We start from the raw sequence: 11,858 nt of genomic DNA on the forward strand, positions 1-11,858 counted from the left end.
AGGCGCGTTCTCGGGAGATACCGCATTCGCGGACGAAATTGATACATGCGAGGCTTCCTTCGTCGATGCCGGGTCGTTCACTGGGCTGAGTCGGGTAGCTTGCGGACGAGCGCGACCCCACCCTTGCGGTAGAGGATGTCGAAGCCGCTAGCCGGAACACGATCGGCACGCGTGATCGCGAGCTCACCGGCAGTGGGGGCGCGGTTGGGTGTCACGGCCTGTCTATAGACGCTGAAACTCGGGGCAAAGTAACGCCACGCGACGACGGGTTCGCCCGTCTTGCGTGCGAGCAGCCCGGCTTCCTTGACGGGGCCTTGCAGTACCGTGCCAGCCCAGGGAACGACAACGCCCGCGAGGATGACGACCTGGATGACGGCGCCCGCTCCGACCTTCATCCATGCAGCCACGTTCCAGCGCAAGGTCAGCCAGATCCACACGAGGAGGCCGCCGATCGAGACCAGGTAGTATTCGGGCGTCGCCTCGGGCAGGCCGAGAGCGAGCTGGGTACGGTAATACTCGTTGCCGGCATTGCTTGCCGCGAGTACGTCGAAAATCAGCGGCAGGAAGGGCAGCGCAGCGAGGAGCAGCGTCGGTGCGATCAGATGCAGCTGCGTCCGCCGCAGTTCGTTGCGGTGGACCGCGATCAGCAGGAACAGCGGCGTCGAACCGTAGAGCACGTAATGCGGGAGTTTGGTGCCCGAGAGGGAAAAAAACACGACGACGAAACAGGCCCATACCCACAGGAAGCGGCGTACGCCGGTATCGAGGTCGCACCGGATCTGCCGCATGGCCGCGAACAGGGGGCCAGTCCACGGCAGCAGGAGCAGCGGCACCGCAATGACGTAGTAGAAGAGGCTGCCGGCGTGGCCTTCCAGTGTGCCCGTGAAGCGCTCGACGTTGTGCTTCAGGATGAAGCCGTCGATGAAGGCCTGTCCGTGTATTGCCAGCGCGGCCGCGTACCAGGGCACGACGATCGCGGCGAGCAGGGCGAGTCCGACGGGGTCGAACACGGCACGCGCCCAGCGCTTCCATTCTCCCCTGCTCGCGCAGTACAGCAGGCTGACGGTGCCCGGTACGATCAGGGCGATCGGCCCTTTCGTCAGGGCGCCGAGCCCGATCCACACGAAGCTCCGCAGCAGCGGAGTCCGGCGGCCCGACTCGAGGTGCCGCCAGGCATCGAACAGCGCCAGGGCGAGCAGCAGATTGAGCAGTGCGTCGGCGGTCGCCGCGCGCGCAATCGCGAAGGGGCCCAGTGCGGTCGCTGCGACGGCGAGCGCGGCCAGTGCCGTGCTGGGGCCGAAGCGCTCGCGCGCGAATTGCCAGGTTGCGTAGCTCCACAGCGCGCCGGCCACGGCCGACGGGAGGCGGAAGCCCCATTCGGTGGGGCCGAACAGGAGATAGCCGAGCGCCTGCAGCCAATACACGAGGATCGGCTTGTCGAAGCGGTGTTCGCCGTTGAGATAGGTCGACAGGAAATCGCCGCGCTCGAACATCTCGCGCGTCGCTTCGGAGAACGCCCCTTCATCGACGTCGAACAGCGGCGCCCCGCCCAGCCGCAGGAAGAAAGTCGCAAGCGGGAGCAGCAGGATCGCCAGCGCCAGCCACGTGCGCGGCTGGGGCAGGGATGCCGCGGAAGAGTTCATCGGGCGCCTTTCCGGTGCCATCCGTCGGCGTCGTCGAGCGCGTCTACCGGTCGTGCGAGATAGGGGCGAGAGGTGCCCGACTCGTAATACACGCGCGCCAGCAGTTCGGCGAGCACGCCGGAGGTGACCATCTGTACGCCTGCGATGACGAGGAAGAATCCGCCGAAGAGCAGCGGGCGGGTGCCGATGTCTTCGCCGAGGAAAATCTTCAGTGCGACGAGGTAGCTGAGGATGAGGCCACCGAGTGCGCCGAGGCCGATGCCTATTCCGCCGAAGAAATGTCCCGGGCGGGTGCGGAAGCGCATGAAGAAATACACGAAGACAAGATCGAGGACCACGCGGAAGGTGCGCGAGATGCCGTACTTCGATTGGCCGAAGACGCGCGCATGGTGCGTCACCACCTCCTGGGCGATACGGCGCGGCGTCGTCACCGTCGCGAGCCAGGCCGGAATGAACCGGTGCATCTCGCCGTACAGGCGCACGCTCTTGATCGCGCTGCCACGGAAGACCTTGAGGCTGCAGCCGTAGTCCTTGAGGTGTACGCCGGTCATGCGCGCGATCAGGCGGTTTGCGATGCGGGAGGGGATCTTGCGCAGCAGCAGGCCGTCCTGACGATCCTTGCGCCAACCCGCCACGAGGTCGAGGTCTTCGGTCAGCAGGCGGTTGGCCATGCGCGGGATGTCGATCGGGTCGTTCTGCAGGTCGCCGTCCATCGTGACGATGACGCTGCCGCGGGCGGCGTCGAGGCCCGCTTGCATCGCTGCCGTCTGCTTGAAGTTGCGCATCAGTTCGACGATGCGCACATACGGGCCGTATTTGGCTGCGCAGCGGGCGAGTTCGGCGGGTGTTGCATCGGAGCTGCCGTCGTCGACGAGCACCACTTCCCAGGGGTAGGGGTAGGGGCCCAGTGCGAGGTGGATACGCTCGAGAAGCGGCTCGACGTTTTCCGCCTCGTTGTACATCGGCACGACGACGGAAAGGGTGTGCTCGGGCATGTCCGCGGGGATCTGCGGTTCGGCCGGGGGCAAGGGCGACTTGTTCATTCGGATCAGTGTTTTCCGGAAAGATGCGAGCGATCTGGGGTTGCGGACGCAACGGGCGGCGCCGGCATGAGCCAGGCGAGGGCGCCGGATGCTACAGCACAGGCGATGACGAAAAGGTGAAGGGCGAGGGCGGCCTGAAGTCCGTGTTCGAAGGGGATGCCGTGCGGCAGCATTGCCGCCGCGGCGCCCGCTTCATAGGTACCGAATCCGGCGACACCCTGGACCGGGAGGATGGCGGCGAGTTCCGCCCCGAGCGCGCCCGCAGCGCCGACGTCGGCACCCGCGGGGAGTAGCGACGAGAGGAGCCAGGCCTGGGTGGCGAGCTTGACCGACCAGTTCGCGATCGTCCAGGCCCAGCCAAAGCGCGCGTGTCGCGTCGAGTCGGCGAAGGCGTCGCGCAGCTTGGCGAGCTTGGCTGCGGCGCCACCGCGCTCGGCCCAGGCGTGCGGCGCACGCGCCCAGCGCGGCAGGTACCAGGCGAAGGCAACAAGTCCGAAGATGCCGGCAAACCGCAGCGGTAGCGGGAAGTCGGGCCAGACGGCAACGGCAAGCACGGCGACGACGAGGGCATCCTGCAGGCGGAACCAGAACAGCGAAGCGATCGCGCGGGCGAGCGGCGTGCCGAAGTTGCGCCCGAGCAGGACCGGAAAGGCCGCTTCGCCGCCTCTGAACGGCACGACGTTAACCATCGCGTTATGGATCAGGACGATGCGCAGGCAGGCCCCGAAACGGCCTTGCGCGTCGCGACGGAATTCGTCGTAAACGCGCGCGGCGCGCAGGACATAGCTCGTCGCAAAACCGGTGGTCGCGAGGATCAGGGCGATCGCGTCCAGACGCCGGAACGCATCGGTGAGCCCTTGCCAACGTCCGTCCCACGCCAGCCATGCGAGGAGGGCAAGGCTCGCGGCAATCGCGAGCAGACGCTTCATGTGCGCCCCCCTTGCGGCACGGGCGTGCGCGCGAGCGCGAAGGCGATGCCGCCCAGGCCCCAGGCACTCAGCACATACTGGATCCAGCGCCCTTCCGGGTAGCCGAGCTTCTCGAAAAATATCGAGATGGAGAAGCCCGCCATCAGGGCTGCGAGCACGTACCAGCCGGCACGCTTCTCCCAGAAGCGCCAGCGCGACGACCACCACACTCCGAATGCACCGCAGAGCCAGCCGCCCGCGGCGCCGGCGAAGACGTCGAGCGGCCAGTGCGCGCCCACTGCCACGCGCGAGAATGCGACAGCTGCGGCAATGACGATCGCGGCGACGGCGATCGACCGTCTGCCCGACTGCACGGCACACAGTGCCGCGACTGCGGCAAAGCCGAAGGCTGTCGCGGAGTGGCCCGACGGGAAGGAGCCCGCGCGCAGGACTTCGCCGATCACGTTGAAGTGCTCGGGGCCGAGGACGGCCGCGGGGCGCGCTTCATCGAAGAATTCCTTGGCACCATGCGTGTAGAGCGCGCCGGCCGGGACCGCCAGCAGTGCGGATGCCGCCCATCTTGGGTGCCAGGCCAGGAAGCCGGCGAGCATCGCGAACGCACCGGAGGTCGAGCCGAGGTTCGTCAGGCCGGCCCAGAGGAAGGAGGGAGCCGCAGCCGCAGCCGCATTCCAGCCCAGGAACCAATCGGTGTTGCGCCCGCTTGCCAGGATTGTCAGCGCACACAGTGCGAGGATTGCGGCAGGAGCCGCGATCCAGCAGGCGCTTTCGCGCGAGCGACTGGGCGAAGACAGGGAGGCAGTGGTCATCAGGCTGCGTCGGCCAAAAACGCGCAATTCTACCCGATCTGCGCGCGTAAACCTTGAGCAGGCCTGCCGTGCCCTGTCGCGTGGCCCGTCGCGGCGGCCTCAGGCGCGGAAACTACCAGCGGGAGCGGGCGCGACCGTCGGGTATAATTCCGCTTTTTCCGTACGACGAACTCCGTTCGCGTCCCTCCCGATCCTTCGCACCGACTCAAATGGCCGAAATCCTCAAGCTGCGCGGCGCTCCGGCGCTTTCTTCCTCCCGCCTGGAGCGGCTCTCGCGTACGGTTGCCGACGTGCTGCCCAAACTGAAGGGGCTCGCAGCCGAGCATTGGTACCTCATCGAGATCAAGGCGCCGCTGGACGCCGGGGAGCTCGAACGACTGGTGGATCTGCTGGGCGCGGTGCCTGCCACGCAGAAGGCGCCGGCGGGAACGCCGCTCGTGATCGTGCCGCGGCTCGGCACGATCTCGCCGTGGTCGTCGAAGGCCAGCGACATAGCCAGCCAGTGCGGCTTCGACAAGGTCGTGCGGGTCGAGCGCGGCATCGCCTATTCGCTCGATGTGCGGGGCGGCCTCGACGACCGGCAGTTTGCTGCGGTCCTGCCGCTGCTGCACGACCGCATGACCGAATCGGTACTGCAGAACGTCGAGGCGGCCGAGGCGCTGTTCCATCACTACGAACCCAAGCCGCTGATGACCGTTGAGGTCATCGGCGGTGGCCGTGCCGCGCTCGTCGCGGCGAACGGCGAGCTGGGGCTCGCGCTGTCGGAAGACGAAATCGACTACCTCGTCGACAACTTCACGCGCATGGGGCGCAGCCCGACCGACGTCGAACTGATGATGTTCGCGCAGGCGAACTCGGAACACTGCCGCCACAAAATCTTCAACGCGGACTGGGTCATCGATGCGCGCACGATGGACAAGACCCTGTTCGGCATGATCCGCGAGACGCACAAGGCGCATCCCGAAGGGACTGTCGTCGCCTATTCGGACAACGCGTCGGTCATCGAAGGCGCCGTGGTCGACCGCTTCTATGCGGATGCGGACGGACAATGGCGCTTCCGCGCGGAAGAGACCCACATCCTCGCGAAGGTCGAGACGCACAACCATCCGACCGCGATTTCGCCCTTCCCGGGGGCTTCGACCGGTGCCGGCGGCGAAATCCGCGATGAAGGTGCGACGGGCCGCGGCTCGAAGCCCAAGGCCGGCCTCACCGGCTTCTCGGTGTCGAACCTGAACATTCCCGAATTCGTCCAGCCGTGGGAAAAGCCCTACGGCAAGCCCGAGCGCATCGCGTCCGCGCTCGACATCATGATCGAGGGCCCGATCGGCGGCGCGGCGTTCAACAACGAGTTCGGTCGTCCCAACCTTGCAGGCTACTTCCGTGTCTTCGAGCAGGAAGTGCAGAGCGAAGTGCGCGGCTATCACAAGCCGATCATGATCGCCGGCGGTGTCGGCAGCATCCAGGCACAGCAGTCGCATAAGGTGCAGTTCGCTCCCGGCACGTTGCTGATCCAGCTCGGCGGTCCGGGCATGCTGATCGGCCTCGGCGGGGGTGCGGCGTCCAGCATGACGACCGGGAGCAACACGGCGGATCTCGACTTCGCGTCGGTGCAGCGGGGCAATCCCGAGATCGAACGCCGCTGTCAGGAAGTCATCGATGCGTGCTGGCAGCGCGGCGAGGCGAATCCTATCCTCGCGATTCACGACGTCGGTGCGGGCGGCCTGTCGAACGCGATGCCGGAACTGGCCGATTCAGCCAGTCTCGGCGCGCATTTCGAGCTGCGCGAAGTGCACATCGAGGAGCCGGGCATGAGCCCGCGCGAGATCTGGAGCAACGAGTCGCAGGAGCGTTACGTCCTCGCGATCGCACCGGAGAGCCTCGACGAATTCCGCGCCATCTGCGAGCGCGAGCGCTGCCCGTTCGCCGTGCTCGGCGCTGCGACGGCCGACGGCCACCTCACCGTGAGCGACCGCCACTTCGACAACAAGCCGGTCGACATGGAAATGCAGGTGCTGCTCGGCAAGCCGCCGAAGATGACGCGCAACGTGTCGCGCCGTGCCGTGCATGTGCCGCCCTTCGACGTCACCGATGTCGACCTGAAGGAAGCCTGCCTGCGCGTGCTGCGCCTGCCGACGGTGGCCTCCAAGAACTTCCTGATCACGATCGGCGACCGCTCGGTCGGCGGCATGACGGCGCGCGACCAGATGGTCGGCCCGTGGCAGGTTCCGGTGGCAGACGTCGCGGTCACCGCGATGAGCTTCCATGGCTACAAGGGCGAAGCTTTCGCGATGGGCGAGCGTACGCCCGTCGCCTGCCTGGATGCCGTGGCATCCGGCCGGATGGCGGTGGGCGAGGCGATCACGAACATCGCCGCAGCGGACATTTCGGACCTCGGCAAGGTGAAGCTGTCGGCGAACTGGATGGCGGCTGCGGGCCATCGCGGCGAGGACGCGAAGCTCTACGACACCGTCAGCGCCGTGTCGCAGTTCTGCCAGGCGGCAGGGCTGTCGATTCCGGTCGGCAAGGATTCGCTGTCGATGAAGACGGCGTGGCAGGATGCGGGGCAGGATCGCCAGGTGGTCGCGCCGCTGTCGCTCATCGTCACCTCCTTCGCGCCGGTCGAGGACATCCGCCGCACGCTCACGCCGCAGCTGCAGTTCCCGGAGGGTGTCGAAACCGAGCTCATGCTCATCGACCTCGGCAACGACCGCAACCGCCTCGGCGGCTCCGCTCTGGCTCAGGTATTCGGCTCCGTGGGCGAACATGCGCCGGACGTCGACGCGGCACAGCTGGCGACGTTCTTCGCCCTGATCCAGCAGCTCCGCCGCGACGGCCTGCTGCTCGCCTACCACGACCGCAGCGACGGCGGCCTGTTCGCGACCCTGTGCGAGATGGCCTTCGCATCGAAGTGCGGTCTGTCGGTCGTGCTCGACACGGTGTGCTACGACCAGTACATGAACGACGTCGACGGCCTGGACAAGAAGCCGGACACGATCAAGGGGCGCCTCAACGACCGCCTGTTCGGCGGACTGTTCGCCGAAGAGCTCGGCGCGGTGATCCAGATCCGCCGCGAGGACCGCGCGCGCGTCACGACGCCGCTGCGCGATGCCGGGCTGACTTATCACTTCCTCGGTGAACCGAACGAACGCGATGAGCTCCGCTTCTGGCGCAACGCCAAGCTCGTGTTCAGCGCGCCGCGCGGCGAACTGCTGCAGACGTGGTCCGAAACGAGTTATCGCATCGCCCGCCTGCGTGACGATGCCGACTGCGCACGCGAGGAGTTCGAAGCCCTTGCGGACGTCTCCAACCCCGGCCTGAGCGTCGTCACGAGCTTCGATCCGGCGGAGGACATCGCCGCACCGATGATCGCGACCGGAGCACGTCCGAAGATCGCGATCCTGCGCGAGCAGGGCGTGAACTCGCAGGCCGAGATGGCAGCCGCGTTCGAGCGTGCGGGTTTCGCGCCGTTCGACGTGCACATGTCCGACCTGCAGGCGGGCCGCCGTCATTTGTCCGATTTCCACGGCCTGGCTGCCTGCGGCGGCTTCTCCTACGGTGACGTGCTTGGCGCCGGTCAGGGCTGGGCAAAGTCGATCCTGTTCAACGGTGCGCTGCGCGAGCAATTCGAGGCCTTCTTCGGCCGCAGCGACACCTTCGCGCTGGGTGTGTGCAACGGCTGCCAGATGATGGCGAACCTCGCATCCATCATCCCCGGCGCCGATCGCTGGCCGACCTTCCATCGCAACCGCAGCGAGCAGTTCGAAGCGCGTTTCGTGATGGCGGAGATTCCGGAGAGCCCGTCTATCCTCTTCGCCGGCATGGCGGGCAGCCGCATGCCCATCGTTGTCAGCCATGGCGAGGGCAGGGCGGTGTTCGCGAAGGATACGGATCGGGGCAGCGTGATCACCGCAGTGCGCTACGTGGACAACCACGGCAAGCCGGCCGCGAGCTATCCGTTCAACCCCAACGGTTCGCCCGACGGCCTGGCTGGCGTGACGACCGCGGACGGCCGGTTCACGATCATGATGCCGCACCCGGAACGCACCGCGCGCGCCGTGCAGATGAGCTGGCATCCTGCCACGTTGGGCGAGGATTCGCCGTGGATGCGGATGTTCCGCAACGCGCGGCGCTGGCTCGGCTGAACAGGCTCAGGAAAAATTCGAGGCAAGGGCTGCCGCAGCGTGAAGCGCTTGGCAGCCGACTTCTTCCGCCGCTTGACTGCAGTCAAGGGAAACGGGAGCCTGGTCGCTAGAATGCCAGCGTCCGGAGGCCTTCATCCACCCATGCACTTCAAGCGCTCGACTCGCACCCTGACCGCATGGATCGCGTTGTTTGCGATCCTGCTCGGCGCCGTCATGCCGGCGATGAGTCACGCGCTGTCGCGGCTCGCAGGGGGCGAAACGCGCTGGGTCGAGGTCTGTACCGTCGCCGGCACCAAGCTGGTTGCGGTCGACGAATCCGCCGGCGACAGCAAGGGCACCAGCCCTGACCTGTTCCCCGCGGAGCGCTGTGCCTTCTGCGCGACGCATGGTGGGACGCCGGCCTTGCCCGCGCCGCACGTGGTGCCCTTCGCGCTGGAAGCAGGCATCGACGAATTCCCCCAGCTCTATTTCCATTCCCCGCGCCCGCTGTTTGCGTGGGTCAAGTCGCCTCCGCGCGCACCTCCACTCCTCGCCTGAGCGCTCTTCGCCCCGACCCGCCTGACCGGTACAGGAAAGGCGCGGGCTCCACGGGGCCGATCCCCGGTCATTCAGCAGTTCCGTTTGCGGTGCATCGATCCCGGTAACGGGCTTTTCGCCGCATCGCGATTCGTCCGCGCCGGCGCCGGCTTGTCACGCGGCTGCCGGGTGGATCGCCCGATACGAAGGAGTGGAAACATGAACAAGAATTACCTTGTCGCAGCCCTGGCCCTGATCGTCTTCTCGCTGCCCGCGCGGGCAGAGGTCAGGGTCGAGGAACCGTGGGTGCGCGCGACCGTGCCGCACCAGAAAGTGACCGGAGCCTTCATGCGCCTCACCGCATCGACGGATGCGAAGCTGGTTGCGGTGAACTCGCCGGTCGCCGGTACCGTCGAGATCCATGAGATGGCGATGGACAAGGAGGTCATGAAGATGCGTCCGACCGCAGGGGTTGCGCTGCCCGCCGGCCGGACCGTCGAACTCAAGCCCGGCGCACATCACGTGATGCTGCTGGATCTGCGCAAACCGTTGCAGCCCGGCGACACCGTGCCGCTGGTCCTGACCGTGGAAGGGCGCGACGGCAAGCGCGAGACTCTCGAGGTCACAGCCTCGGTTCGACCGCTTGGCACGATCGGAGACGCCGTCCATGCACGCTGAACGCATCCGTAGCCTCGTGGCACTGTCGTGCGCCTGCGCAGTCGGAGGCGCTTGGGCGGCCGAAGCCGAAACCATCCTCGAACAGGTGACCGTCACGGGCACGCGCGAAAAGGAACGGCTGGTCGAGACTCCGGCTTCGGTCGGAGCGGTGAAGGCGGAGGCGCTTGCGGCAGACAAGCCGGCCCATCCCGCGCAGGTCATGAACCAGATCCCGGGCGCGGCCGTCGCGGTGACCAATGGCGAGGGGCACACCACCGCGATCCGCCAACCGTTCACGACGAGCCCGGTGTACCTCTTCCTCGAAGACGGCATCCCGTCGCGTTCGCCGGGCTTCTTCAATCACAACGCGCTGTACGAGATCAACATTCCGCAGTCCGGCGGCATCGAGGTGAACCGCGGCCCGTCGTCGGCGCTGTACGGTTCCGAGGCGATCGGTGGCGTCGTGAACGTGCTGACGCGGGTTCCGCCGCGGAAAACCGAGCTCGGTGGCTCCGTCGAGATGGGCGAAAACGGCTGGCGCCGCGCGCTCCTGAGTGGCGGCTCCGGCTACGAGAACGGCGGCTTCCGCGCCGACCTGAATTTCACCCAAACGGACGGATGGCGCGACGACACCGCCTACGACCGCAAGAGCGGCACCTTGCGCTGGGATCAATTCATCGGCGACAGCACCTCGATAAAGACCGTCCTGGGTTTCTCCGAGATCGACCAGGACACCGGGGCGAATTCACCCCTCGTGCGCGAGGACTACAAGCACGATCCGACGCGCAACTACCTGCCGATCGCCTTCCGCAAGGTCAGCGCGCTGCGGCTGTCGAGCAGCTTCGAGCACGAGACGGCCGATTCGCTGCTGTCGATCACCCCCTACGTGCGCGACAACAGCATGGACCTGCTGGCGAGTTTCGCGTTGCGCTTCGACCCGAGCCTTGCCGAGACGCGCAACCAGTCCTACGGCCTGATGGCGAAGTGGCGCCAGGATTTCGTGCCGATGCGTGCGCGCCTGATTGCGGGTATCGATCTCGACGTGAGTCCGGGGTCACGGCGCGAGAACCGGGTCAATGCGACGACGCGTGGAAGCGGTGCGAGCCAGGAATTCATCGCCTACACGCTGGGACCGCGTATCTATGATTACGACGTCGAGTATCGTGGCATCTCGCCCTACCTGCACGGCGAGATCTCGCCCACCGACAGGCTGCGCCTGACCGCAGGCCTGCGTTACGACGACATGCGCTACACCTTCCGCAACGACTTTGCCGCGGGTGTGGTGCAGGTGGGAGGCAGCTTCTACGGACAGGCGGCCGACACGACCGTGAGCTTCCGTCGCGCGACGCCCAAGCTTGGAGCAACGTACGCGCTGAGCCAGGACACCCATCTGTTCGCCTCATACAACCAGGGTTTCCGCGCGCCGTCCGAATCCCAGCTCTTCCGGCCGTCGCGTGCGACGAGCCGTGAATCGGCGCTGGCGCTGGCGCAGTCGGCGCTCGAACTGGACGCCATCCGTGCCGACCAGATCGAACTTGGCGTGCGCGGAGTGGTCGCTGGCGTGTCGTACGATCTGGTCGCCTATGACCTCACCAAGCACGACGACATCGTGAGCCAGCGCGATCCGGAGACGACGCAGACGATCACGACCAACGCCGGCAAGACGCGGCACCGCGGTATCGAACTCGGGCTCGGTGCGCCGCTGCATCGCGCAGTCAGGATCGATGTCTCGATGTCATATGCGTGGCACGAATTTGAAAGCTGGAAGACGGAAAGGGACGATTTCGGCGGGAACGAGCAGGCCAGTGCGCCCCGCTTCATGTCCAACACCCGCCTGACCTGGACCCCGACGGCCGCAATCCGGACGCAGTTGGAGTGGTCGAGGATCGGCTCCTACTGGCTCGACGACGCGAACACCGTGAAATACGGTGGCCACAACCTGTTCAACCTGCGCGGAAATTACGCGCTCAACCCGACCTGGTCGCTGTTTGGCAGCATCCAGAACCTGACCGACAAGCGCTACGCCGAAAGCGCGCAGCTGTCGACGCGGAGCACACCGGTCTATTCGCCAGGTTTGCCGCGCACGGTGATCGCAGGCGTGGAGGCGAAATGGTGAGCGTCG

8 protein-coding genes are annotated in these 11,858 nt (G+C 66.6%); 4 read left to right on the top strand and 4 right to left on the bottom strand.

Annotated features, from left to right (window positions below):
- Positions 1 to 77: 77 nt before the first annotated feature.
- From F464_RS0111875 to F464_RS0111890, 4 genes are read right to left on the bottom strand one after another with little or no spacing between them, the layout of a single operon-like run.
- Positions 78 to 1,643, bottom strand: a complete 1,566-nt coding sequence (locus tag F464_RS0111875) for an ArnT family glycosyltransferase (protein WP_018990035.1) — start codon at positions 1,641 to 1,643, stop codon at positions 78 to 80.
- Positions 1,640 to 2,686 (bottom strand): glycosyltransferase family 2 protein, encoded by a 1,047-nt coding sequence (locus F464_RS0111880; protein ID WP_018990036.1) that lies wholly within the window; start codon positions 2,684 to 2,686, stop codon positions 1,640 to 1,642. Before F464_RS0111880 ends, F464_RS0111875 begins: the two co-directional genes overlap by 4 nt.
- A 5-nt stretch (positions 2,687 to 2,691) precedes the next feature.
- Entirely contained in the window at positions 2,692 to 3,615 is a 924-nt protein-coding gene (locus F464_RS0111885; RefSeq protein ID WP_018990037.1) for a lysylphosphatidylglycerol synthase domain-containing protein, read from the bottom strand.
- Positions 3,612 to 4,421 carry a phosphatase PAP2 family protein gene (locus F464_RS0111890; RefSeq protein WP_018990038.1) on the bottom strand — a complete coding sequence of 270 codons (810 nt, stop codon included), beginning with the start codon at positions 4,419 to 4,421 and terminating at the stop codon, positions 3,612 to 3,614. Before F464_RS0111890 ends, F464_RS0111885 begins: the two co-directional genes overlap by 4 nt.
- Positions 4,422 to 4,630: 209 nt before the next feature.
- Here F464_RS0111890 and purL point away from each other — a divergent pair, with 209 nt between their 5' ends.
- From purL to F464_RS0111910, 4 genes are all read left to right on the top strand, one after another.
- The gene (gene purL, locus F464_RS0111895; RefSeq protein ID WP_018990039.1) at positions 4,631 to 8,563 is read left to right on the top strand and encodes a phosphoribosylformylglycinamidine synthase; all 3,933 of its coding nucleotides are present in this window, start codon (positions 4,631 to 4,633) and stop codon (positions 8,561 to 8,563) included.
- Positions 8,564 to 8,704: 141 nt separating this feature from the next.
- Positions 8,705 to 9,100 carry a DUF2946 domain-containing protein gene (locus F464_RS0111900; RefSeq protein ID WP_018990040.1) on the top strand — a complete coding sequence of 132 codons (396 nt, stop codon included), beginning with the start codon at positions 8,705 to 8,707 and terminating at the stop codon, positions 9,098 to 9,100.
- A 198-nt stretch (positions 9,101 to 9,298) separates the two neighbouring features.
- The gene (locus tag F464_RS0111905) at positions 9,299 to 9,757 is read left to right on the top strand and encodes a copper chaperone PCu(A)C (RefSeq protein ID WP_018990041.1); all 459 of its coding nucleotides are present in this window, start codon (positions 9,299 to 9,301) and stop codon (positions 9,755 to 9,757) included.
- A complete protein-coding gene (locus tag F464_RS0111910; protein ID WP_018990042.1) occupies positions 9,747 to 11,852 on the top strand; it encodes a TonB-dependent receptor in 2,106 nt (701 codons plus the stop codon). Before F464_RS0111905 ends, F464_RS0111910 begins: the two co-directional genes overlap by 11 nt.
- The last annotated feature ends 6 nt before the right edge of the window (positions 11,853 to 11,858 follow it).

This window comes from Aromatoleum toluclasticum ATCC 700605 (genome assembly GCF_000378245.1).
Taxonomy (GTDB): Bacteria; Pseudomonadota; Gammaproteobacteria; order Burkholderiales; family Rhodocyclaceae; genus Aromatoleum; species Aromatoleum toluclasticum.